At 68.8% G+C, this 22,658-nt stretch carries 21 protein-coding genes and 1 tRNA gene; 9 read left to right on the top strand and 13 right to left on the bottom strand.

Annotation, left to right across the window (positions count from 1 at the left end; genetic code table 11):
- Window positions 1-36: 36 nt before the first annotated feature.
- Window positions 37-915, top strand: coding sequence for a PAC2 family protein (locus NWF34_RS09005; RefSeq protein WP_006437967.1), 879 nt, complete (start codon window positions 37-39; stop codon window positions 913-915).
- Window positions 912-2,015, top strand: coding sequence for an alpha/beta fold hydrolase (locus tag NWF34_RS09000; protein WP_258324744.1), 1,104 nt, complete (start codon window positions 912-914; stop codon window positions 2,013-2,015). Before NWF34_RS09005 ends, NWF34_RS09000 begins: the two co-directional genes overlap by 4 nt.
- 19 nt (window positions 2,016-2,034) lie before the next feature.
- Here NWF34_RS09000 and NWF34_RS08995 read toward each other — a convergent pair whose 3' ends face one another.
- The 6 genes from NWF34_RS08995 to NWF34_RS08970 all read right to left on the bottom strand — a co-directional run bounded on the left by NWF34_RS08995 (window position 2,035) and on the right by NWF34_RS08970 (window position 7,086).
- The gene (locus tag NWF34_RS08995) at window positions 2,035-2,343 is read right to left on the bottom strand and encodes a hypothetical protein (protein ID WP_006437969.1); all 309 of its coding nucleotides are present in this window, start codon (window positions 2,341-2,343) and stop codon (window positions 2,035-2,037) included.
- A 79-nt stretch (window positions 2,344-2,422) separates the two neighbouring features.
- Window positions 2,423-3,673 carry a cysteine--1-D-myo-inosityl 2-amino-2-deoxy-alpha-D-glucopyranoside ligase gene (gene mshC, locus NWF34_RS08990; RefSeq protein ID WP_258324743.1) on the bottom strand — a complete coding sequence of 417 codons (1,251 nt, stop codon included), beginning with the start codon at window positions 3,671-3,673 and terminating at the stop codon, window positions 2,423-2,425.
- 102 nt (window positions 3,674-3,775) lie between these two features.
- The gene (locus NWF34_RS08985) at window positions 3,776-4,654 is read right to left on the bottom strand and encodes an SCO1664 family protein (RefSeq protein WP_024498080.1); all 879 of its coding nucleotides are present in this window, start codon (window positions 4,652-4,654) and stop codon (window positions 3,776-3,778) included.
- A gap of 33 nt (window positions 4,655-4,687) precedes the next feature.
- Complete coding sequence (locus tag NWF34_RS08980) at window positions 4,688-5,401, bottom strand: DUF3090 domain-containing protein (protein ID WP_024498081.1); 714 nt, start codon at window positions 5,399-5,401, stop codon at window positions 4,688-4,690.
- A 25-nt stretch (window positions 5,402-5,426) separates the two neighbouring features.
- Entirely contained in the window at window positions 5,427-6,164 is a 738-nt protein-coding gene (locus NWF34_RS08975; protein WP_258324742.1) for an MSMEG_4193 family putative phosphomutase, read from the bottom strand.
- 79 nt (window positions 6,165-6,243) lie between these two features.
- Window positions 6,244-7,086 carry an undecaprenyl-diphosphate phosphatase gene (locus tag NWF34_RS08970; protein ID WP_024498083.1) on the bottom strand — a complete coding sequence of 281 codons (843 nt, stop codon included), beginning with the start codon at window positions 7,084-7,086 and terminating at the stop codon, window positions 6,244-6,246.
- 100 nt (window positions 7,087-7,186) lie between these two features.
- Between NWF34_RS08970 and NWF34_RS08965 the strand changes: the two genes are divergently transcribed.
- The 3 genes from NWF34_RS08965 to NWF34_RS08955 are packed head-to-tail and all read left to right on the top strand — an operon-like array spanning window position 7,187 to window position 9,762.
- Window positions 7,187-8,305, top strand: a complete 1,119-nt coding sequence (locus NWF34_RS08965; protein ID WP_375295639.1) for a hypothetical protein — start codon at window positions 7,187-7,189, stop codon at window positions 8,303-8,305.
- Between the two features lie 3 nt (window positions 8,306-8,308).
- Complete coding sequence (locus tag NWF34_RS08960) at window positions 8,309-8,632, top strand: DUF5703 family protein (RefSeq protein ID WP_006437976.1); 324 nt, start codon at window positions 8,309-8,311, stop codon at window positions 8,630-8,632.
- Window positions 8,626-9,762: a quinone-dependent dihydroorotate dehydrogenase gene (locus NWF34_RS08955; RefSeq protein ID WP_258324741.1), complete on the top strand. Its 1,137-nt coding sequence runs from the start codon at window positions 8,626-8,628 to the stop codon at window positions 9,760-9,762. Before NWF34_RS08960 ends, NWF34_RS08955 begins: the two co-directional genes overlap by 7 nt.
- Before the next feature lie 85 nt (window positions 9,763-9,847).
- Here NWF34_RS08955 and NWF34_RS08950 read toward each other — a convergent pair whose 3' ends face one another.
- Window positions 9,848-10,393, bottom strand: coding sequence for a YbhB/YbcL family Raf kinase inhibitor-like protein (locus NWF34_RS08950; RefSeq protein ID WP_006437978.1), 546 nt, complete (start codon window positions 10,391-10,393; stop codon window positions 9,848-9,850).
- A 61-nt stretch (window positions 10,394-10,454) separates the two neighbouring features.
- Entirely contained in the window at window positions 10,455-11,789 is a 1,335-nt protein-coding gene (locus NWF34_RS08945) for a M20/M25/M40 family metallo-hydrolase (protein ID WP_258324740.1), read from the bottom strand.
- A 107-nt stretch (window positions 11,790-11,896) separates the two neighbouring features.
- Between NWF34_RS08945 and NWF34_RS08940 the strand changes: the two genes are divergently transcribed.
- Window positions 11,897-11,982: transfer RNA gene (locus tag NWF34_RS08940), tRNA-Leu, on the top strand.
- A 77-nt stretch (window positions 11,983-12,059) separates the two neighbouring features.
- Here the strand turns inward: NWF34_RS08940 and NWF34_RS08935 are convergent.
- Both NWF34_RS08935 and NWF34_RS08930 read right to left on the bottom strand, forming a co-directional pair.
- Window positions 12,060-12,989, bottom strand: a complete 930-nt coding sequence (locus NWF34_RS08935; protein WP_258324739.1) for a mechanosensitive ion channel family protein — start codon at window positions 12,987-12,989, stop codon at window positions 12,060-12,062.
- An 81-nt stretch (window positions 12,990-13,070) separates the two neighbouring features.
- A complete protein-coding gene (locus NWF34_RS08930; RefSeq protein WP_258324738.1) occupies window positions 13,071-14,315 on the bottom strand; it encodes a M23 family metallopeptidase in 1,245 nt (414 codons plus the stop codon).
- Window positions 14,316-14,428: 113 nt separating this feature from the next.
- Between NWF34_RS08930 and NWF34_RS08925 the strand changes: the two genes are divergently transcribed.
- On the top strand, window positions 14,429-15,460 hold the full coding sequence (locus NWF34_RS08925; protein ID WP_258324737.1) for a nucleoside hydrolase: 1,032 nt from the start codon (window positions 14,429-14,431) through the stop codon (window positions 15,458-15,460).
- 68 nt (window positions 15,461-15,528) lie between these two features.
- The gene (locus NWF34_RS08920; protein WP_258324736.1) at window positions 15,529-16,479 is read left to right on the top strand and encodes an LLM class F420-dependent oxidoreductase; all 951 of its coding nucleotides are present in this window, start codon (window positions 15,529-15,531) and stop codon (window positions 16,477-16,479) included.
- 19 nt (window positions 16,480-16,498) lie between these two features.
- On the opposite strand, the gene meaB is transcribed toward NWF34_RS08920, so the two are convergent.
- Genes meaB through NWF34_RS08905 form a run of 3 tightly spaced genes read right to left on the bottom strand, consistent with a single transcriptional unit; the run spans window position 16,499 to window position 21,713 of the window.
- Window positions 16,499-17,497: a methylmalonyl Co-A mutase-associated GTPase MeaB gene (meaB, locus tag NWF34_RS08915; RefSeq protein WP_258324735.1), complete on the bottom strand. Its 999-nt coding sequence runs from the start codon at window positions 17,495-17,497 to the stop codon at window positions 16,499-16,501.
- Complete coding sequence (scpA, locus tag NWF34_RS08910; protein WP_258324734.1) at window positions 17,497-19,782, bottom strand: methylmalonyl-CoA mutase; 2,286 nt, start codon at window positions 19,780-19,782, stop codon at window positions 17,497-17,499. The genes meaB and scpA overlap by 1 nt, the downstream gene beginning before the upstream one ends.
- On the bottom strand, window positions 19,779-21,713 hold the full coding sequence (locus NWF34_RS08905) for a methylmalonyl-CoA mutase family protein (RefSeq protein WP_258324733.1): 1,935 nt from the start codon (window positions 21,711-21,713) through the stop codon (window positions 19,779-19,781). The genes scpA and NWF34_RS08905 overlap by 4 nt, the downstream gene beginning before the upstream one ends.
- 165 nt (window positions 21,714-21,878) lie before the next feature.
- On the opposite strand from NWF34_RS08905, the gene NWF34_RS08900 reads away from it, so the two are divergent.
- Window positions 21,879-22,637 carry a TVP38/TMEM64 family protein gene (locus tag NWF34_RS08900; protein ID WP_258324732.1) on the top strand — a complete coding sequence of 253 codons (759 nt, stop codon included), beginning with the start codon at window positions 21,879-21,881 and terminating at the stop codon, window positions 22,635-22,637.
- The last annotated feature ends 21 nt before the right edge of the window (window positions 22,638-22,658 follow it).

The following is a 22,658-nucleotide window of genomic DNA, read 5'->3' as shown; positions in this document are numbered from 1 at the left end:
TCGCCCTCTCTGCGTGTTCGGTCGTAGGCTGGTTCGGTGAACGCTGAGCAGATGTCGAACCTTCCCCAGCTGCGCAGACCCATTCTGCTCGCGGCCTTCGAGGGCTGGAACGACGCCGGGGACGCCGCCAGCAGTGCCGTCGAGCATCTCGCCCTCGAGTGGGATGCTCGTCCGCTCGCCGACATCGACTCTGACGAATACTACGACTTCCAGGTCAACCGTCCCACTGTCAAGCAGATCGACGGTGTGACGCGGCGCATCGAATGGCCGACGACGTCGATCTCGTACTGCAGCCCGCGCGGTGCCGACCGCGACATCGTGCTGGTCCGCGGCATCGAACCGAACATGCGGTGGCGTGCGTTCTGCGCCGAGATCGTCGAACTCGCCCAGGAGCTCGAGGTCGAGACCACCGTCATGCTGGGCGCGCTGCTCGCCGACACCCCGCACACCCGCCCGGTGCCCGTCACCGGAACTGCCTACAGCAGCGAGTCGGCGGCCCGGTACAACCTCACCGAGAGCCGATACGAAGGCCCCACCGGCATCACCGGCGTGCTGCAAGACCTCTTCGTGCAGGCGGGCCTGCCCGCCGTGTCCTTCTGGGCCGCGGTGCCGCACTACGTGTCGACCCCGCCCAACCCGAAGGCCACCGTGGCGCTCCTGACGCGCGTCGAGGAGGTCCTCGACATCGAGGTCCCGCTCGGCACGCTGCCCGAGCAGGCCGAGGAATGGGAACGGGCGGTCACCGAGATGACCGAGGACGACGAGGAGATCGCCGACTACGTCCGGGGGCTCGAGGAACGCGGCGACGCCGAGATGGATCCCGACGAGGTGATGGCGAAGATCGACGGCGACGCACTCGCCGCCGAGTTCGAGCGCTATCTCAAGCGCCGCGGACAGGGGCCGTTCGGCGGGTGAACACCCACCGAACGGCAGCGGTGCGTCGTGCCGGTGTCGCGGGCGCGGTCGGTCTGGGTGTCACGGCCGTCGCCGGGTACGTCACCCGAAATCGCACCTACGACCGCCGGGAGTCGTCCCTCCTCGCATCCAGCGGTGTGATCCCACGGTCGGTCACCATGCCCGGCGGCGCGGTGATCAGCTACGGCGAGGGCCCACCGGGCGGCGAGCCGCTGCTCCTGATCCCCGGACAGCAGGTCTCGTGGAGCGACTATGCGGCCGTGCTCGGCGCACTGTCGGAGGACTGGCATGTCTTCGCCGTGGACTGTTTCGGCCACGGCGGCTCCGCCAAGGATCCGGCGTGGTATCCGGCGCTCCGACAGACCGCCGCACTCGGCTGGTTCGTCGACACGGTGATCGGCTCGCCCGCGGTGGTTGCCGGGCATTCGTCGGGCGGGCTGCTCGCCGCACGTCTCGCAGCCGACTGCCCCGCCCTCGTCCGCGCTGTCCTCATCGAGGACGCGCCGTTCTTCGCGACCGAACCCGACCGCGCTCCCGCCACGTTCGCGTGGCGGGACGGCTTCCGGCCCATGCACGACTTCCTGACCGCACCGCGGGAAGCCGAGATGACCTGGACGCGCCACTGGGTGCGCCACAGCCACCTGCGAGCGCTGTTCGGCGACAAGGGCTGGACACGACTGGTCCGCGACCCGGTCGAACGCCGGCTCGACCGCGATCCGCGCCGCATCCCACGACTCTGGTGGCTGCCGCCGACGCTGAACCGCGCCCTCGACCTCACGGCATGCCTGCAGGACGGCACCGGCGACTACGACCTGCGCTACGGCGAGATGTTCTACGACGGCACGTGGTTCGAGGGATTCGACCAGGCCGAGACCCTCGCGAGAGTCCGCGTGCCGGTGACCCTGCTGCACGCCACCGTGCACGTACAGGACGGTGTCCTGCTGGGTGCGATGACCGACGACGACGCGCGCCGGGCCCACGTCCTGATGCCGGATTGCCTACTCGTCGACCACATCCCGGCCGGGCACGACATCCATCGCCAGCGTCCGGCGTTGTTCGTCGACTCGATCAACGCCCTGCCCGGGCGGATTCACCGGTGACGACCGAGCGGGGCAGCGCTCAGCCGATCCTCTCGATGGAGACGACCGGCGTGGTGATGCGCCACGTACGGACGTCGGGATCGTCGGCCGCTCGCACCCAGAACTGAGCCGACTCTCCGAGCCGGCAGGACTTCACCCCGAGCAGCGGGATGTCCTCCGAGTCACGGCGCAGCCGACTGACGGTCCAGTCCTCGCTGTCGGTGCCGCCGACGCCGGGAGCGCGCAGGAGCGTCATCTCCTCGAAGTCCAGCAGGTAGGTGGATGTCCGGGTGACCACGGTGAACACCCCGGAGTCGGTGTCGGGTCTGATCTCTTGCACACGCGCCACGAGAGCACTGTACCCAGAGCCATCGCGCACTGTTCGGCCCGTGCAGCCCAAACGACGTCCGGCGCCGCACGCGGCCCGATCAGTCCTGCCGGGTCGCCGGGATGCCGAGCAGGGCGTCGACCGCCGCGGCGAGTGCCGCGGGCGACTCCGCCGACGACCCGATGCCGGCCCGCACGTCGGCGCACCAGGCGTCCACTGCGGCAAGCGCTTTCGGGGTGTCGAGGTCGTCGGCGAGGTGCTGGCGGACGCGTGCGATCACATCGGACGCATCGGGTCCGGCGGGTGCGGCGAATGCCGTCCGCCACCGGTCGAGACGTTCGACGGCGGTGTCGAGGATCGACTGGGTCCACATGCGGTCGCCGCGGTAGTGGTCGGCGAGCAGTGCGAGCCGGATGGCGGCCGGGTCGACGCCCTCGCGGCGAAGCACCGACACGAACACCAGGTTGCCGCGGCTCTTCGACATCTTCTCGCCGTCGAGACCGACCATCCCGGTGTGCACGTAGTGGCGCGCGAACCGTCGCGAATCCGTCAGCGCCTCACCGTGGGCGGCCGAGAACTCGTGGTGCGGGAAGATCAGGTCGTTGCCGCCGCCTTGGATGTCGAACTCGATCCCGAGCCGGTTCAGAGCGATCGCCGAGCACTCGATGTGCCAGCCCGGGCGTCCGGGACCGAACGGCGAGTCCCAGGACGGCTCGCCGGGACGCTCCGCGCGCCACAACAGCGCGTCGAGCGGGTCACGCTTGCCCGCCCGGTCGGGGTCGCCGCCACGCTCGGCGAAGAACCGTGCCATCGTCTCGCGGTCGTAGCCGGACTCGTATCCGAACTGTTCGGTGGCGTCGGTCCGGAAGTAGACGTCGGGATACTCCGCGTCGTCGACGGTGTAGGCGGCACCCGAGGCGAGCAGTTTCTCGACCACCTCGATGACCTCGCCGATCGACTCGACGGCACCGATGTAGTCGCGCGGCGGCAGCACCCGCAGGGCGGTCATGTCATCGCGGAAGAGCTGGGTCTCGCGCGCACCGAGGTCACGCCAGTCGACGCCGTCACGGTCGGCACGTTCGAACAGCGGGTCGTCGACGTCGGTCACGTTCTGCACGTAGTGGACGACATGCCCCTGGTCCCGCAGGACGCGGTTCACCTGATCGAAGGTCACGTACGTCGCGGCATGGCCGAGGTGGGTCGCGTCGTACGGGGTGATCCCGCAGACGTACATGGTGGCGGTCGGTCCCGGGCTCACCGGACGGACAGCACGGTCGGCGGTGTCATAGAGGCGGAGGGCTGGTCCTTCGCCGGGTACCGCCGGAAGTTCCACATCGGGCCACGACTGCATGGCGTCCACTGTATTGCCCACGGACCGCGACGTGTTCACGGCCCGTCCGCAGCGATCGTGATCACCCGGAGCCGATGGGATCGACGATCCCGGCGGTGTCGATCAGAACGGGGGCCACGGAATGGGCCGATGGCCCGGCGGCAGCGGCATGGTCTCGCTCTCGGCGAGAACGATCGCCCGCACCGTGAGCGCGTCGACCTCGTCGGCGGTGATGTGGCGCAGCAGATCGCGGCGCAAGGCCGAGGCGTCGGTCTCCAGGTGCTCGGCGAGCTCGGCGACGTCGGCGACCAGATGTCCGGGCACCTTCTCCCCCGCCCAGCCCCACAGAACGGTCCGGAGCTTGTCCTCGGTGTGCAGGCAGATGCCGTGATCGATGCCGTAGACACCGCCGTCGAGGCCCTCGAGGACGTGGCCGCCCTTGCGGTCGGCGTTGTTCAGCACGACGTCGAGCACTGCGAGTCGCTGGAGACGCGGGTCGTCGGCGTGGACGAGCACGACGGGTTCGCCATACGGGTCGTAGGCCTGCAGGACGGCGAAGAATCCGGTCGGCACCCGGTCGACCGGGCACAGATCGACCAGATCGATCCGCGGCTGCGCCTCGACGGGCGGGTGCTCGGAGTTGTCCGGCGTCTCGATCCAGCGCTGCACCATGCCCGGACCGACTGGTCCGTCACGGTGGATCGTCGTCGGGATCGCACCCCACCCGAGGGCCTCCGAGATCAGATACGACGCGACCTCGCGTCCGGCCAGGGTGCCGTCGGGGAAGTCCCACAGCGGGACCTCGCCACGGATCGGCTTGTACACGCAGCGCATCGACTGTTCCTCGAGCACGGCGTCGCACACCAGGGTGGCGTTGCTGGCCGACGGGATCCGCCCGAGGATCGTCAGCTCCCCGTCGCGGAGGATCTCGAGCGGTGACACCTCAGCCGGAACGGGGTCCGAGGACTCCGGCTGGTGCGGACTCGCGGCTTCCGGTGTCAACGGCCGCGCCCCTGTCTCACCGTCGGGACTCGCTCACGCCTGGGAAGAGGGTCCGGGTGTGCCCGGGTCTTCATCGTCGGGGTCGTCCGGATCGTCGTCGTCGTCCTCGTCGACGAGGAAGCTCGGATCGGTTTGCGCGGCAAGGCTGTTGAACACCTCGGGATCGATGAAGTCGATCGACTTGCTCAACTGCGCGTCACGCTTGTAGCCGTTGGTGCGCACGCACAGGTGGCCGTCGGGGTCGAGCGGCTCGCTGCAGAGTGGGCACGGCTGGCGGCCGGCGGAGATGACCTTCGACGACCGTGCCGCGAATTCGCGTGCCGCGGCAGTGGTGAGGAACACGCGCACCGCGTCAGGTCCCTCGTCGGTGTCGTCGAGCACGACGCTCTCGTCGAACTCCCCCTCGGTGATGGCCAGCAACTCCACGACGACGGCCTCGGATTCGGCGTCCCAGCCCAGCCCCATGGTGCCGACGCGGAACTCGGCGTCGACGGGCATGACCAGCGGGCTCAGGTCGCCGACCCGATCGGTCGCCGGCGGGATCGGGGTGCCGAAGCGGCGGTGGATCTCGTCGAGCAGTGCGCCGATCCGGTCCGCGAGGATCTGGACCTGCTGCTTTTCGAGCATCACGCTGATGATGCGTGTCTCGTGGACGGCCTGGAGGTAGAACGTGCGGTCGCCGGGTTGCCCTATCGTGCCGGCGACGAACCGGTCCGGGCTGCGGAACACGTGTATCGCTCGGGACATCACACCTCCTTCATTGTTGTGTTCATTATCCCGATGTCGCCGGGATCGTCGCAGCGGCACCGGTGTCCCCGCCCACGACGGCATCGTCGGACGCCTGCTGGTCGTCACCGGTGGCCGGACGAGGTGTCGGAACCGAGAGCTTGTGTGTGTTGTTGACCGTGTGCACGTACGGACGCGACGAGGAGTAACGGACGACGCTGATCGACGCGGGCTCGACGACGATGCGCTGGAATGCGTCGAGGTGACTGCCCATCGCGTCGGCGATGATCGACTTGATGACGTCACCGTGCGAGCAGGCGATCCAGACACCGGCGCCGTCGGAGCCGCCGTAGACGCGGTCGAGTTCGCGGATGGCACGCACCGCACGGGCCTGGACGTCGGCGAGGCCCTCCCCGTCAGGGAAGACCGCGGCCGACGGCTGCTGCTGCACGACCTTCCAGAGCGGCTCGGAGAGCAGCTCGGAGATGGGGCGTCCGGTCCAGCCGCCGTAGTCGACCTCGGCGAGGTCGTCGACGACGACCTCCGGAGGACGCTCCCCGTTGGTGCCGAGGGCGGCGAGCAGCGGTGCGACGGTCTCCGCGCAGCGATCGAGCGGTGAACGGACCACAGCCCTGATCGCGCCGAGGTGCTCGCCCAAACGGCTCACGAGTGCGTCGGCCTGTTCGCGGCCCCGGTCGTCGAGGTGGACTCCGGGGCTACGACCCGCGAGCACACCCGAGGTGTTCGCCGTCGAACGGCCGTGCCGGAGAAGGATCACGGTCATCCCACAACCATAGGCATGCGCGCATGCGGCCCGCACGCGGCGAGGACGCGGCGAGGACGCGGCGAGGACGCCTCAGACGTCAGGTCGCGGAGATCGTGCCGGTGGACAGCAGGACGATGAGCGTGACGCCCAGGATCACGCGGTAGGCGCCGAACCAGTTCATCGAGTGCCCGCTGACGAACTTCAGCAGCCAGGCGATGGCCGCATAACCCACGATGAACGCGACGATCGTCGCCACCAGCAGCTGCGGCCCGGTCGCCTCCATGCCCTCACCGCTCGGGTTGAACGCGTCCGGCAGGCTGAACAGGCCCGACGCGGTCACCGCCGGGATGGCCAGCAGGAACGAGAACCGGAACGCGGCCTCGCGTTCGAGCCCGAGGAACAGTCCGGCGCTCGCCGTCGCACCCGACCGGGAGACACCGGGGACCAGCGCCAGGCACTGTGCGCCGCCCATGACCAGCCCGTCGCGCAGCGTCAGCTTCTCGAGCGGACGCTGCTTCGTCCCGTATCGCTCGGCAAGCCAGAACACACCCGCGAAGACGATCAGCATGATCGCGACGAGCCACAGGTTGCGGCCGGTGGTGCGGATCTGGTCCTTGGCGAGGTAACCGATGAGCCCGATGGGGATGGTCGCGAGGATCACATACCAGCCGATGCGGTAGTCGAGGTTGCGCTCCTCGGCGTGGAACAGGCCGCGGAACCACGCCCCGATGATGCGGAAGATGTCGCGGGCGAAGAAGAGCAGCACGGCTGCCTCGGTACCGAGCTGGGTTACCGCGGTGAACGACGCCCCGGCGTCCTCGCCGAACATGAGTTCCGAGGCGATACGGAGATGCCCGGACGACGAGATCGGCAGGAACTCGGTGAGGCCCTGCAACGTCCCGAGGACGATCGACTGGGTCCAGGTCATGGTGTCGGTCACGGCGCCCGATGCTACGCGGAGGCCCGCCCGCCGACCGGTCTCGGCGACACGCGTCGACCCGCCTGAGACCCGGCCTCGACGGGTCACGCAAGATGGGTTCATGCACTCGTCTCGACGACCGCGCCCCCGTCACCAGCCCCCGAGCGGTCTCGCACGGTTGCGGCGCCCGGTCGTCGCAGCGGCGACACTCGCCGTGGGTGTGGCGATGATCACGGCGTGCGGGTCCGACGACTCCGGCACCCCGGACGTCCCGACCGTCACCCCGGCGACCGCGGCCGAGGCGCCCGCGACCTCCCAACCTGCCGGACTCACCGTCCCCGCACCCGCCGGTTCCCGGGCGCTCGCCTCGTCCGGCCGCACGGTCGCCGTCGTCTCGCCGGACGGCAGGCAACTGCTCCGCTTCGACGCCGCGAGGATGACCGCGCCACCCACATCGGTCGAGGTACCCGGCCTGACCGCGCTCGCCCCGGACACCGATGGCGGCTATCTCGGGGTCGGGCCGGGTGCGCTGGTCGTCGTCGACGCCCAGGGCGCCGCGCGCACCGCCGGACTCGACACCGACTCCCCGACCGCGGTCGTGCGCGCCGCGTCCGGCGAGATCGTGGTCGGCACCGCCGACGGCCGGGTGCTGATCTACGACGGCGACTTCGAGAACGGGCAACTCCGCATGAGGCACGATCTGCGCGAGTTCGTCCGCGTGGATTCACTCACCGCGGCTCCGGCCGCGGCCGAGGGCCTCGACGGCCAGATCGTCGTCCTGGACCGCGCGCAGTCGTCGGTGACCCCGATCGACCCCGAATCCGGCGAACCCGGGCCCGCGTTGCGGGCCGGCAACGGCGCCACGACCTCGACGGTCGACCGTTTCGGACGCATCCTGGTCGCCAACACCCGCGACGGCGAGATCCTCGGCTTCTACGGTTCACCGCTGGTCATGCGGTTCCGCTATCCGGTGGCCGATGGCCCGTACGCCGTAGACTACGACGACACCCGCAACCTGCTCTGGGTGTCGACAACCGCGAACAACGAGGTGGTGGCGTATGACCTGGCCGACGGCGAGCCGACCGAGAAGCAGCGGTTCGCGTCTGTCGTCCAGCCCGACGCCATCACCGTCGACGATGCCGGCACCGTCTACGTCCTGTCGGCACGCGACGGCCGACTCCAGGTCGTACCCCCGCCCGGCGCTCCTCTCGGTGTCGCGGCGGTCGAGCCGGGCCGGTGACCTGTGACTGCTGATCGACGACCCCACACCCGGCACGCACGGACATCCGCCCGCCTGGGGTCGCGCTACCCCACCGGCTGGGAGGTCACGTCCGAGGACGTCGAGTGCATCCTGCTGAAGTTGCCGCCGGACGTCACCCGGGTGACCGCGTCGATGCGACTGGCACTCCAGGCCGAGTTCGGCGGCTGGGAGCTGTCCCGGGTCCGCCTCTACTCCGACGGCACGCGCAAGGTCCTGCTCAAGCGCCGGCGTCCGCCGCGGGGCGCCCGCGAACTCGACGAGGACCGTTCCACCGACCACGATCCCCGGAGTGCCCAGGCATGCTGACCGCACGAACCGCCACCAGGGTGCTGATCGCACTCAACCGGTGGTGCTATCCCCTGCTGCTCAAGGTGATGTTCCTGCTGCCGCCGGAACGCATTCATCACATCGTGTTCGTGCTGCTGCGTGCGGTGGGCCGGTTCTCCCTGCTCTCCGTCCCGGTGGCCAAGCTGCTCGCCCACCACGACCCGGTACTGCGAAGCCGTGTGTTCGGCGTCGACTTCCCGGCGCCCATCGGGCTGGCGGCCGGCTTCGACAAGACCGCCGGTGCCGTGAACACCTGGGGTCAGATCGGTTTCGGCTTCGCCGAGATCGGCACCATCACCGGCCGGGGACAGCCCGGCAACCCGCAGCCGCGCCTGTTCCGCCTGCCCGCCGACCGGGCCCTCATCAACCGGATGGGCTTCAACAATCCGGGGGCGCACGTCGCCGCCGAACACCTCACCGAGGTCCGGCGCGGCCCGGTGTCGGTGCCGATCGGCGCGAACATCGGCAAGACCAAGGTGGTCCCGCTCGACGAGGCCATCGACGACTACCGTCTCTCGGCCGGCCTGCTCGGCCCACTCGCCGACTTCGTCGTGGTCAACGTGAGTTCTCCCAACACTCCCGGGCTACGCGATCTCCAGGCCGTCGACTCGTTGCGGCCGATCCTCGCCGCGGTCCAGTCCGAGGTCCACGTCCCGGTCCTGGTGAAGATCGCTCCCGACCTCGTCGACGACGACATCGACGCGGTCTCCGACCTCGCCGTCGAGCTCGGTCTCGCCGGCATCGTCGCCACCAACACCACCATCGGCCGCGAGGGTCTGCGCACCCCGGACGCCGACGTGCGCGAGATCGGCGCGGGTGGTCTGTCCGGAGCACCGGTGGCCGACCGGTCGCTGTCCGTCCTGAAACGGCTCTACAACCGCGTCGGCGGGAAGATCGCGATCGTGAGTGTCGGCGGCATCGAGACCGTCGATCAGGCGTGGGAACGCATCTGTGCCGGCGCCGATCTGCTGCAGGTCTACACCGGGTTCATCTACGGCGGACCGCTGTGGCTGTACGAATTGCACGCCGGTCTCGCCGAGCGTGTGCGCGCGGGCGGTTTCGCGTCGGTCTCCGATGCGGTGGGCAGCGCCGCGACCGCGCAGCCCTGACCGGACGCTCCGACGCCGCCGACGTGGCAAAGCAGGCGTCCTGACCGCTCGACGAGCGATCAGGACGCCTGGTTGTCGTTGCGTCTCAGACGTTCTCGCCGGGCTGTTCGTAGGTGCCCACCAGGACTGCGCGGGCGATCGCGTGCGAGAAGAGGTTGAAGCCGAGGTAGGCGGGGGTGGCTCCCTCGGGCAGGTTCAGCGACTCGGTGTCGACCGCGTGCACGGCGACGAAGTAGCGATGCGGTCCGTGTCCGGGCGGCGGGGCGGCACCGATGTAGCGGCGCAGCGAGGCGTCGTTGGTGAGCGTTACGGCGCCATCGGGCAGACCCGAACCCTCGTCGTCACCGGCCCCCTCGGGCAGGCTCGTGACGGACGCGGGGATGTCGGCGACGGCCCAGTGCCAGAACCCCGACGCGGTCGGTGCGTCGGGGTCGTAGACGGTGACGGCGAAAGACTTCGTCTCCGAGGGGAATCCGGACCAGGTCAGCTGCGGTGACAGGTCATCTCCACCCGCACCCATGATTCCGCTGACCTGACCGCTGGCCAGCGGCGAGCCGTCGGTGAGGCTCTCCGAGGTGAGCGTGAAACCCGGCAGACTCGGTAGCGGGGAGTACGGGTCGAAGGACGACATGTGTTCACCTTTCTGACGTTTCGCGCATCGGATCGATCTGCCCACCACTCTATGTGAGGGCTCAGCTGTGGAGCAGGAAGTGTTCGAAGACCTTGGTGCCGAACAGAACCGCGTCGACCGGCACCCGCTCGTCGACGCCGTGGAACAACGCCGCGAAGTCGAGCTCGGGCGGCAGCTGCAGCGGCGCGAACCCGAAGCAGCGGATGCCCAACTTGGCGAACGCCTTGGCGTCGGTGCCGCCGGAGAGCATGTAGGGCACCGTCTTTCCCTGCTCGTCGTGAGCGAGAATGGCGTTGTTCATGGCGTCGACGAGGTCGCCGTCGAACGTCGTCTCGTACGAATCGAGGTGCGTGATCCATTCCCGGGTGACGTTCGGCCCGATGAGTTCGTCGATCTCCTTCTCGAAGGCCTCCTGACGCCCCGGCAGTACGCGGCAGTCGATGACGGCTTCGGCCTTCTGCGGGATGACGTTGGCCTTGTAGCCGGCTTTCAGCATCGTCGGGTTGGCGGTGTCGCGCAGCGTGGCGCCGATGATGCGGGCGAGATTGCCGAGCTTGAACAGCGATGTCTCCAGGTCGGGCGCGTCCGGGCTGAAGTCCAGTCCGGTCTCGGCGCTGACCTCGGCGAGGAACTGGCTCACCGACTCCGTCATGACGAGCGGGAAGGTGTGCCGGCCGATCCGCGCCACGGCTTCGGCCACCTCGGTGACCGCGTTGTCGGCGTGCAGGAACGAGCCGTGACCCGCCCGCGCCTCCGCGGTGAGACGCATCCAGCCCAGACCCTTCTCGGCCGTCTCGACGAGATACAGGCGCTTCTGGGTGCCGTCGGGTCGATCGACGGTCAGCGAGAAACCGCCGACCTCACCCACCGCCTCGGTGATCCCCTCGAAGAGATCCGGCCGGTTCTCGACCAGCCAGTGGGCGCCCCACGTCCCGCCGGCCTCCTCGTCGGCGAGGAAGGCGAACACGATCTCCCGCGGCGGGACGGTGCCGTCGCGTTTGAACTGGCGGGCCAGCGCGAGCGCCATCCCGGCCATGTCCTTCATGTCGACCGCACCGCGTCCCCAGATGTAGCCGTCCTTCACCGTGCCGGAGAACGGGTGGACACTCCAGTCCGCCGGCTCTGCCGGCACCACGTCGAGATGGGCGTGGATCAGGAGGGCGCCGCGGTCGGAGTCGGGCGGTCCCGCGAGGCGCGCGAAGACGTTGCCGCGTCCCGGACGGCCCGACTCGACATACTGTGTGGTGTATCCCACTTCCTCGAGTTGCTGCGCCACCCACTTGGCACACTCTTCCTCGCCTTTCGTGGTCTCCGGCTCCCCCGTGTTGGAGGTGTCGAACCGGATCAAACGGCTGACGAGATCGACTACTTCAGTGGTCGCAGACTGGAAAGACACCCCTCACTCCTACGGGATTTGGGATACACGGGCAACCTCGGTTAGTGTTATCCCGCTGCCGAGAGACGGCGGGGAGAAATCACCGCCGGAGCAACGCAGCAGAGCAAGTCCGAGTGGCGGAATGGCAGACGCGCTAGCTTGAGGTGCTAGTGTCCTATTAACGGACGTGGGGGTTCAAGTCCCCCCTCGGACACCGCAGATCACAGAAGAACCCCGGCTCCGGCCGGGGTTCTTCTCGTTTGTCATCGATACCGCGCGGACACGGCAGGGTCAGCTCCCGACGGGCTCCATGAACCCCGCCCAGGCGCGCGAGTACGGCAGGTCGATCGAGTTCTCCACGAAGGCCTGCAGGATGACGCGACGCAGCCGTCGCTGGACCGCCCACTGGCCGTTCGGCATGGTCTTGACCGTCAGGCGCAGGACGACCTTCTCGGAGGAGACCTCCTGCACGCCGAGCATCTCGATGGCACCGAGGATGTCGGTGTCGTCCTGTTCGACGGCGAGCCGCGCCGCCTCGGCGGCCACCCGCTGCGCCTTGTCGATGTCGGCGCCCGGCGCGACCGGCACGTCGACGCGTGCGACCGCGAACTCCTGGCTCATGTTGCCGACGCGGGCGATCTCGCCGTTGCGGACATACCAGAGGGTGCCGTCGATGTCGCGGAGCGTGGTGACGCGCAGACCCACGGTCTCCACCTCGCCTATCGCCTCGCCGAGGTCGACGATGTCACCGACCCCGTACTGGTCCTCGAGGAGCATGAACACCCCGGTGACGAAGTCGCGGACCAGGTTCTGGGCACCGAAGCCGATCGCAAGGCCCACGATGCCGGCCGAGGCGATGAACGGTGCGATGTTCACCCCGAGGACGCTCAGCACCGACAGCACCACCCAGACGAGCAGCACGATCGACACGGTGGACTTCAGCACCGAGCCGATCGTCGCGGCCCGCTGGGCGCGACGAGCGGCGATCTGGGCGCTGCGTTCGGTTGTCGGCGTCTTGGACCGGAAACCGCGGATGAGAGACGCGCCCCGAGTTCTCCCGCCCTCCCGGGAGCGGGGCCGGGTCGCCCGGTCGATGACGCGATGGATGGCGTAGCGCACGACCAGCGCGAGCAGGATGTAGGCCGCGATGCGGATCGGATTCTCGATGAGCCATTCGCGATTCGTGTCGGTCCATTCGAAGGCCAGGTTCTGAATGGTCATGACCCCGACCGTACGGACGATGAGATCGTTGTCCAGTCGTGATCGTTCGCAGACCGGCGTCGTCGGACCCGAAAACCGTTGTCAGCCTGCGCGGAACGTGACGATGTTCTGATCGAGGATCATTCGGTCCTCTTGTGTGGCGACGGCCACATCGGGTGCCAGGACCAGAGGGACGCCGGTCCCCTCCGAGGCGTCGAAGGCCGCGGTGTCGGCCACCCGGCCGGTGATGGTGAAGAGATCGGTCACACTCGGTACACCTTGCGACACCAGGAACGACGGACCGTTCATCACGTGGACGTGCAGGTGCGGTGCGACCGAGTTGCCGCTGTTGCCCACCTTGCCGATGACCTCGCCCCGACGCACACGGTCCCCCGGCTTGAATCGCACCGAGCCGGGTTGCATGTGGGCGTAGTTCACGTAGAAACCGTCGCCGATGTCGAGGACGAGGTTGTTGCCGTCGGCATCGGCGATCGGCAGATTCGCCGGGTACTCACCCGGCACCTGCTCGGGCAGGTCGTTGCGGCTGGCGACGACCGTCCCGTCGGCGACGGCGAGCGCGTCATCGCCGAAGATCCGGTAGCCGGCCGGATTCCTGGCGTCGCCGACGAAGATCTTCCCGTCTGGTCCGGCCTGCTCCCAGTCGACGGCGTAGCGCTGCGCGAGGACGGGCGCGCCATCGAGCGGCAGCAGGGCCCGGGTGTGCCGGACCGCGTCGCAGCAGGCGTCGGCGGCGATGTAGTGCTCACCGGCGAGCGGCGGACCCAGGACCGGGACCACGCCGTCGTTCACGTCGACCGCCGCGATCCTCTCGGTGGTCTCGCGCATCTCGGGTGGCGCCTCGTCGGCGCGGACCGAGATCTCGTGGATCAGCTTCTTCGGTGCGTCACCCGCGAATCGCAGGTGGAGGAACAACACGCCGTTCTGTCCCGGTGCGAGCACCTCGGAATACCCGTCGGGCGCACCTGGTCTCGGCTGGACTGAGGGCGCTCCGGTGGGCTTGAGCCGTCCCGCGACACCGGCCTGGTCGAGGCCGATCAGTGCAGGGCTGCCTTCCGTCTCGGCGTCGAACACCTCGACCCCGGTGATCGTGACCGGGGTGCGCATGTAGTTCGTCAGCGACACCTCGTAGACGAGATGGTCGGAACCGTCCGATCCGGCGAACGGAGTCGGCGCCAACATCACCGACCCCACCACCGGGGTGACGACCGGTTCGGCGGGAACCGGTACTTTCGTACCACCGTCGGAATCCTCGGCACCGCCGCAGCCGGCCAGGACGAGCGCGGCACACAGGCCGAGAACTGTCGATGAGAGTCGTTGTGGGTGCATCGCGTTCCTCTGCGGCCGTCGCGCCGACGGCGGTCCGTCCGGCATCGGCAGGGATACTAGGGAACGCCGGGGCGGCGCGGGTGTGGTCACCGCAGACCGGGCACAATTGTGACGTGACCCAGCGCCTGTTCTTCGACTGCGACACCGGTATCGATGATTCGGTGGCACTGCTCTATCTGCTGGCCCGCGCCGATGTCGACCTCCTCGGGATCGCCTCGACGGCCGGCAACGTCCCTGTGGACGTGGTCACGACGAACAACCTGTCCTGGCTCGAACTCTGCGGCCGTCCCGAGATCCCCGTCCACGTCGGGTCGGCCACTCCCCTCGTCGCCGACCTGATGACGACCGAGGACACCCACGGTCCACTGGGCGTCGGCCATGCCGAACTGCCCACCCCGACCATCACGGCGAGCCACGTCGACGCCGCGGACGCCTGGATCGAGGCGTCGCGAGCTCACGACGGCGAACTCGTCGGGCTGGTGACCGGGCCGCTGACCTCGCTGGCGACCGCGGTCCGCCGGGATCCGGCACTGCCGTCCCGCATGCGCCGACTGGTGATCATGGGCGGCGCGTTCCACACCCACGGCAACACGACGCCGACCTCGGAGTGGAATGTCGCCGTCGACCCGGAGGCCGCCGCAGAGGTCTTCGCGGCGTTCGGTACGGCAGGCGCACCGGAGCCCATCGTGTGCGCGCTGGATCTCACCGAGCAGGTCGTGATGACCCCGGACCACGTGGTGCGCCTGGCCGCCGCGTCGGGAAGCACACCGCTCGAATGCCCGGACCCCGGCGACGAACGGGGTCTGCGTTCGGTTGCCGACAACGAGATCATCCGGCACCTCACCGATGCCCTGCGCTTCTACTTCGAGTTCCATCACGACCACGACGAGGGCTACATCGCCCATCTCCATGACCCGTTCGCGGCGATGGTCGCGCTGAACCCCGGCCTCGTGGCCACCATTCCGGCGCGCGTGGGCGTCGAGCTCACCGGAACCCTGACGCGCGGGATGACGGTCGCCGACGAACGCTGGATGTCGCCGCTGGGACCCAACGCCCGCATCGCCACGACCACCGACCTCGACTCCGTGTTCGACGATCTCATCGAGACGATCGGGACCTACGCTCGCGCACTCGTCGGGATCTGAGACCCCCACCGCCGTCTGAGGTGTCCGAGAAGCGAGCACGACGGCCCAACGGCACCTACGGTTGACCGGTGACTCGACTCGGTTATCAGATCGCCAACTTCACCTACCCGGACGTTCCCGCCGAACGGCTCTTCCCCACCGTCGTCGCGCAGGCGCGGGAGGCCGAGGACTCCGGTTTCGACACCGTCTTCGTGATGGACCACTTCTATCAGTTGCCCATGCTCGGTGAACCCGACGATCCGATGATCGAGTGCTACACACTGCTGTCCGCGCTCGCCCAGCACACCTCGACGGTCCGCCTGTCGTCGCTGGTCACCGGTAACACCTACCGCAACCCCGCGTTGCTGGCGAAGACCGTGACCGCCCTCGACGTGGTCTCCGGCGGTCGAGCACAACTCGGGATCGGGGCGGGATGGTACGAGCACGAACATGATTCGCTCGGATTCGAGTTCGGTAGCTTCAGCGACCGGTTCGAGAGGCTGGAGGAGGCCCTGCAGATCGTCCGCGGCATGCTCGCCGGGGAGCGCCCCAGCCTCGACGGCAAGCGGTATCGCGTCGCCGATGCGCTGAACGTGCCCGCACCGCTGTCGAAGATCCCGGTGATGATCGGCGGCGGCGGCGAACGCAAGACCTTGCGGATGGTCGCGCAGTACGCCGACGAGTCGAATCTGCTGTGCGCGCCCGAGGACATCCCGCGCAAGCTCGATGCACTCGACGAACACTGCGAGCGCCTCGGACGCGACCGGTCGGAGATCACGGTGACCGTGCAGACCTACACCTGTATGGCACCCACCCACGAGGAGGCGGTCGCCGAGTACGAGGCCTACGTCCGGCGCACGCCGGCGGCCGCGATCCGGCGCGGACAGACCATCGTCGGCGATCCGGACGAGGTCGGCGCCCGGTACGCCGACATCCTGGCCGCGGGCGTCGACGGTTTCACGGTCAATGCGGCCGCCAACGGCCATGTGCCGGGTCGGGTCTCACACCTCGGTGAGACGCTCGCGCCACTGATCGGCTGAGCGGAGGCCGGCGCGGCGATCAGCGATTGTCGAAGGCGTCGACGATGCGCTGGGCGGCGAGCGCCGGCGTGAGCACACCTTCGCGCAGCTCCTCCTCGACCGTGCCGCGGATGTCGCGGACGCCGGGCGACTCCGCGAGCCGGCTGAGCACGATGTCGTGGACCATCGACCACGTCCAGTCGATCTGCTGCTGGTTGCGGCGGGCGGTGAATTCGCCTGCCTCCCTGAGGGTCTGATTGTGTTTGACGACGGTGGCCCAGAACTCGTCGATGCCGGTCTTCTCGATCGCGCTCATCGTCAGCACCGGCGGTGTCCAGAGGGCGTCGTGCGGGTAGATCAGTCCCAGGGCGTTCCGCAGTTCGCGAGCCGCACCCTTCGCCTCGTTGAGGTGTTTGCCGTCGGCCTTGTTCACCACGACCACGTCGGCGAGTTCCAGGACACCCTTCTTGATGCCCTGCAGCGAATCCCCGGTGCGGGCCAACGTCAGGAAGGTGAAGGTGTCGACCATGTTGGCCACGGTGACCTCGGACTGCCCGACACCCACGGTCTCCACGAGCACGACGTCGAAACCCGCGGCCTCCACGAGCACGATCGACTCACGGGTGGCCTTCGCCACACCGCCGAGCGTGCCGGAGGTCGGTGACGGACGGATGTACGCGTTCTTCTCCGTCGACAACCTGCCCATGCGGGTCTTGTCGCCCAGGATGGAGCCGCGGGTGCGCGTCGAACTGGGGTCGACGGCGAGAACCGCCACCTTGTGCCCCAACTCGACCAGGTGCATGCCGAGCGCCTCGATGGTCGTCGACTTGCCCACGCCCGGAACGCCGGTGATGCCGACCCGGAACGAGTTGCCCGCGTGCGGGGTCAGCTTGAGCAGCAACTCCTGCGCGGCCGCCCGATGATCGGGGCGCTTGGACTCCACCAGGGTGATCGCACGCGCCAGGTCGGCGCGGCGATCGGCCAGCACGGCATCGGCCAGCGCGTCGACGTCGACGCGACGCCGAGGACTGTCCGCCATCAGTTCGCGGCCACCCCGGGCAGTTCCAGGCCGAGGGTGTCGGCGAGCTTGCCGATGAGTTCCACGGCCGAGTCGGCGATGACCGATCCGGGCGGGAAGATCGCGGCGGCGCCCGCTTCGTACAGCTCGGCGAAGTCACCCGGCGGGATGACGCCGCCGACGACGATCATGATGTCCTCGCGCCCGACTTCCTTGAGCGCCTCCCGCAGCGCGGGAACCAGGGTGAGGTGACCGGCGGCCAGCGACGACACACCCACCACGTGCACGTCGTTGTCGGCGGCCTGGGCGGCCACCTCCTCCGGCGTGGCGAACAGCGGGCCCACGTCGACGTCGAAGCCGAGGTCGGCGAAGGCGGTCGCGATGACCTTCTGGCCGCGGTCGTGACCGTCCTGGCCCATCTTGGCGACCAGCACGCGCGGCTGGCGGCCCTCGGCCTCGGCGAACTGGCGTACCGCCTCGATCGCCGCGTCGATGTTGCTCACCTCGCCTGCCTCATGTCGATACACCCCGCTGATCGTCTTGATCTCCGCCTGATGACGACCGTAGACCTTCTCCAGTGCCTCGGAGATCTCCCCGACCGTCGCCTGATGACGCGCGGCCTCGATGGCCAGGGCCATAAGGTTGTTCTCCATGCCACCCTCCGACGACGCCGCCGCGCGGGTCAGGTCGGCCAGTGCCGCCTCGACCGCGGCGGAATCCCGCTGTGCGCGAAGGGTGCTGAGCTTCTCGAGCTGCTCGGCGCGCACCTTGGAGTTCTCGACCTTGAGGACCTCGATCTCCTCGTCGTCGGCCACCTGGTACTTGTTCACACCGATGAGCGGCTGCTGCCCCGAGTCGATGCGGGCCTGCGTGCGGGCCGCGGCCTCCTCGATGCGCAGCTTCGGCAGACCCTCGTTGATGGCCTGCGTCATGCCGCCGGCCTCTTCGACCTCGCGGATGTGCTTGCGCGCCTTCTGCGCCAGCTGGTGGGTGAGCGACTCGACATAGTTCGAACCGGCCCACGGATCGATCGGACGAGTGGTGCCGGACTCCTGCTGCAGCAGCAGCTGGGTGTTACGCGCGATGCGGGCCGAGAAGTCGGTCGGCAGGGCGATCGCCTCGTCGAGCGCGTTGGTGTGCAGCGACTGGGTGTGACCCTGCGTCGCGGCCATCGCCTCCACACAGGTGCGGGCGACGTTGTTGAACACGTCCTGCGCGGTCAGCGACCATCCCGACGTCTGCGAATGTGTGCGCAGCGACAGCGATTTCGCGTTCTTCGGATCGAACTCGGCGACGAGCTCGCTCCACAGGAGACGCGCCGCGCGCAGCTTGGCGACCTCCATGAAGAAGTTCATGCCGATGCCCCAGAAGAAGGACAGACGCGGCGCGAACTTGTCGATGTCGAGACCCGCCTCGAGACCGGCGCGGATGTATTCGACGCCGTCGGCCAGCGTGTAGGCCAGCTCCAGGTCGGCGGTCGCACCGGCTTCCTGGATGTGGTAGCCGGAGATCGAGATCGAGTTGAACTTCGGCATCTTCTGGCTGGTGTACTCGAAGATGTTCGAGATGATCCGCATCGACGGCTTCGGCGGATAGATGTAGGTGTTGCGGACCATGAACTCTTTGAGGATGTCGTTCTGGATGGTCCCCGCCAGCTTCTCGGGCGGCACCCCCTGCTCCTCGGCCGCCACGACGTAGAGCGCCAGGATCGGCAGCACCGCACCGTTCATCGTCATCGACACCGAGACGTTGCCCAGGTCGATGCCGTCGAAGAGCTGACGCATGTCGAGGATCGAGTCGATCGCGACACCGGCCATGCCGACGTCTCCGGCGACGCGCGGGTGGTCGGAGTCGTACCCACGGTGGGTCGCGAGGTCGAAGGCCACCGACAGACCCTTCTGACCGGCCGCAAGGTTACGGCGGTAGAAGGCATTGGACTCGGCGGCGGTCGAGAAACCCGCGTACTGCCGGATCGTCCAGGGCTGGTTCACGTACATCGTCGGGTACGGGCCACGGATGAACGGGGCCTCTCCGGGAACCGAGTCGAGCGGGTACGGATGCTCGGCGTCGTCGAGGATCTCGTCGCGATCGGTGCGGGTGTACACCGGCACGACGTCGATCTGCTCGGGCGTGTTCCAGGTGACCTGGTCGACCGAGTAGCCGTGTGCGGAGGCCAGTTCCTCGGTGACCGGCGCACCGGGTCCGGCGACTGTCGTGGCCGGTCCCCCGGTGAGCTCGACCCCGGCGAAGCTCGGGATCGACCGGGCCGAATCGGACTGTGACAGGTTGGGTTCGGTCTGGGTCATGCCGTCGCTCCCGAAGTAGAGAGAAGCTGATCGAGGAGATCCCCGAGGGTGCTCACCGCGTCGATACCGACACGCAGCGAACCGTCGGGACGATCATCGGATTCGGGCCATTCCTTGTCCGGGCCGGCGAGCAGGACCTTGGCGAGACCGGCCGCACGTGCGGCCGCGAGCGCCGCCGGACCTTCCTCGGCATAGCGTGCCTTGGTACCGCAGATGACCGCGATCGTGGCCTTCGAGCCGGCCACCGCGTCGCCGATCTTGTCGGCGGTCAGCGGGCCCGGGTTGACCACGGTGATGCCGCCGGCACCCAGCAGGTTGGCCACGAAGGTGGTGCGTCCGTTGTGCTCGGCGACGCTGCCCAACGGAATGAGCAGGATCGACGGGCGCGCACCCTGCTCGGCGAGCACCACGTCGGAGCGATCGCGCAGCGCCTCGAAGGCACGGCCGACACGGGCCAGCTTCGGGGTTCCGGTGACCACATCGGTCACGCCCGAGACCGAGGCGCCCTGGGCATCGGAGAGGGCCCGCTCGTCGATGTTCGGGAACTCGTTGACGCCGGTGACCGAGATGCGTCGGTGTGCGACCTCGGCGTCGCGTCGGGCCAGCGAGGCCTCGACCTTCTCGGCGATCCAGCCGCTGTCGAGAGCTGCGCGGTAGCCACCGGCGGCCTCGACCTCGGTGAAGACGGCCCATGCGTTGGCGGCGAGGTCGTCGGTCAGCGACTCGACGAACCACGAACCGCCGGCCGGGTCGAGGACACGTCCGATGTTGGACTCCTCGAGCAGCAACAGCTGGGTGTTGCGGGCGATGCGGCGCGAGAAGGACGCACTCGAGGTGCGCTTGTCGGCCGGGATCGTCGCGTCGTACGCCAGGACGGTCAGCTGGTCGGCGCCGCCGACACCCGCGCCGAATGCGGCGATGGTGCTGCGCAGCATGTTGACCCACGGGTCACGCTGGGAGTACATCGACAGGTCCGTCACGCCGTGGGTCAGTGCACCACCGGCGTCGGGCGCACCGACGACCTCGGCCACCCGGGCCCAGATCTTGCGCAGCGCACGGAACTTGGCGATCGTCGCGAACTGGTCGTCGTCGGCCGAGACGCCGAAGGTGATCTGGTTCAGTGCCGCCTCGGCGGACAGACCGGCGGCGGTCAGGTCACGCAGATGCGCGACCGCGGCGGCCGCCACGAGGGCGAGTTCGAGGCCGTTGTCGGCGCCGGCCGTCGCGAAGTCACTGCCGTCGACGCGGAAGGTCCGGACCCCGGCGGGGAGGTTCGACGCGGCGAGCGCGGTGGCCTCGTCGGCGTCGACGGTGGCACGACCGGAGAACGCCGCGGTCAGCGGCGAGAGTCCGAAGGAGTGCGTGGTCGCCGCGGTGGGGGGTGCGGCGACCGGTGCGGCCTGCGCCTTCTCCTTGAGCGACAACAGTTCCCGGGCGGCGGCGATGCCCTCGGTACCGGCGTCGAGCGTCACCGGCACGAGGTCGAGGTAGACACCGCGCAGGACAGTGGCGAGGTCGGCGACACCGAGACCGCCACCGGGCTTGCCGACGGACAGCCAGAGTCCGCTGGTGCCGTTGGCCATCGCCTCGAGAACGAGTTCGTTGACGTCCTCGGCCTGGGTCGCGTCGTCGCCGAATCGCTCGGTGACGCGCCACCCGGTGGTGACGTCACGAGCGGGATCGGCGCCACGGACGAACGGGAACCGGCCCGGCAGGCCGGGTTCGGTCGTCTCGTCGCGACGTGTGTACAGCGGCCGGATGGTCAGCCCGTCGGCGGTGTCGGTCGAGAGCAGGGCCTCCGGAGTATCCGGGAGCTCGTCGACGTCGACCCGACGCGATTTCGCCAGAACGGCCGCGGCGGCCTTCGACCACGCCTGGTAGGCGCCGTCGAGATCTGACTCGGGTTTGGGCTGGTCAGTTTGCTGTGGCATGTGGGGAAGCACACCTCCGTGAGTGCTCTGTGCGAGCGCGTACACGACCTTAGCCGATCGCTCGTTCGGCCCATCAACAAGGTCGGCGTGAGCTGTGCCACCCACCAGGGTGCGTGCAGGTCGCAGGGTCGAGGGGTCTCGTGAGGTCCAGAGTAGAGTGTCCGGATGCCCCAGCCAGCCCCCGTCACCGAGGTGACCCCCGACGCGGCGGGCCGCCGACGGCGAGTCGTCTTCGACCGGCGGGTCGTGCGGCGCGCACTGGCCGCCGCCGCTCTCGTGGCACTGGTCCTGCTCGGGTCCTACTTCATCCCACTGCCCTCGATCGGCAGCGTCCGCGCCTGGGGCGACGACCTCGGACCGGCTTTTCCGTGGCTGTTCTTCGCGGCATATGCCGTCGTCACGATCGCCCCCATCCCCCGCTCGACCTTCACCGTCATGGCCGGGATCTTCTTCGGTCCGGTCGTCGGCTTCGTGGGGGCGATGATCGCGTCGTCGATCGCGGCGGTCGCGGCCTTCGGTCTCGTGCGGGCACTCGGACGCGACCGGGTGCGGCCGTTCCTCAAGAAGCCGGTCGTCAAGGCCGTCGAGTACCGCCTCGAACGTCGTGGCTGGCTGGCCGTCGGCTCCCTCCGCCTGATCGCGGCCTGCCCGTTCTCGGTCGCGAACTACTGCTCGGCGTTGTCCTCGGTACGACCGGTGCCGTTCACGGTGGCGAGCATCATCGGCATGGCTCCGGGCACCGCGGCCGTGGTGATGCTCGGCGATTCGCTGACCGGCGAGACCAATCCGCTGCAGCTACTGGTCAGCGGCGCACTCTTCGCGGTCGGGATCGCGGGATTGATCCTCGACGCCCGGTTGCCGGTCGCGTCCGATGGTCCTCAAGCACCCCGGCTTGAGAAGGGATCATCAAGCTCCCTCACTTGATTTATCTAGTCCTAGGACTTG

The organism is Gordonia sp. GONU (genome assembly GCF_024733855.1).
Lineage (GTDB): Bacteria > Actinomycetota > Actinomycetes > Mycobacteriales > Mycobacteriaceae > Gordonia > Gordonia amicalis.
Note: the sequence above shows the minus strand (reverse complement) of the source record. Positions and strands in the feature narration are given on the sequence as shown.

Coding starts and splice junctions, on each gene's coding strand:
- NWF34_RS08905 (WP_258324733.1), bottom strand. CDS start 21,713: ATGCCACAGCAAACTGACCAGCCCAAACCCGAGTCAGATCTCGACGGC.
- NWF34_RS08935 (WP_258324739.1), bottom strand. CDS start 12,989: ATGACCATTCAGAACCTGGCCTTCGAATGGACCGACACGAATCGCGAA.
- NWF34_RS08955 (WP_258324741.1), top strand. CDS start 8,626: ATGCTGACCGCACGAACCGCCACCAGGGTGCTGATCGCACTCAACCGG.
- NWF34_RS08950 (WP_006437978.1), bottom strand. CDS start 10,393: ATGTCGTCCTTCGACCCGTACTCCCCGCTACCGAGTCTGCCGGGTTTC.
- NWF34_RS08930 (WP_258324738.1), bottom strand. CDS start 14,315: ATGCACCCACAACGACTCTCATCGACAGTTCTCGGCCTGTGTGCCGCG.
- scpA (WP_258324734.1), bottom strand. CDS start 19,782: ATGACCCAGACCGAACCCAACCTGTCACAGTCCGATTCGGCCCGGTCG.
- NWF34_RS08900 (WP_258324732.1), top strand. CDS start 21,879: ATGCCCCAGCCAGCCCCCGTCACCGAGGTGACCCCCGACGCGGCGGGC.
- NWF34_RS08965 (WP_375295639.1), top strand. CDS start 7,187: ATGCACTCGTCTCGACGACCGCGCCCCCGTCACCAGCCCCCGAGCGGT.
- NWF34_RS08975 (WP_258324742.1), bottom strand. CDS start 6,164: ATGACCGTGATCCTTCTCCGGCACGGCCGTTCGACGGCGAACACCTCG.
- meaB (WP_258324735.1), bottom strand. CDS start 17,497: ATGGCGGACAGTCCTCGGCGTCGCGTCGACGTCGACGCGCTGGCCGAT.
- NWF34_RS08980 (WP_024498081.1), bottom strand. CDS start 5,401: ATGTCCCGAGCGATACACGTGTTCCGCAGCCCGGACCGGTTCGTCGCC.
- mshC (WP_258324743.1), bottom strand. CDS start 3,673: ATGCAGTCGTGGCCCGATGTGGAACTTCCGGCGGTACCCGGCGAAGGA.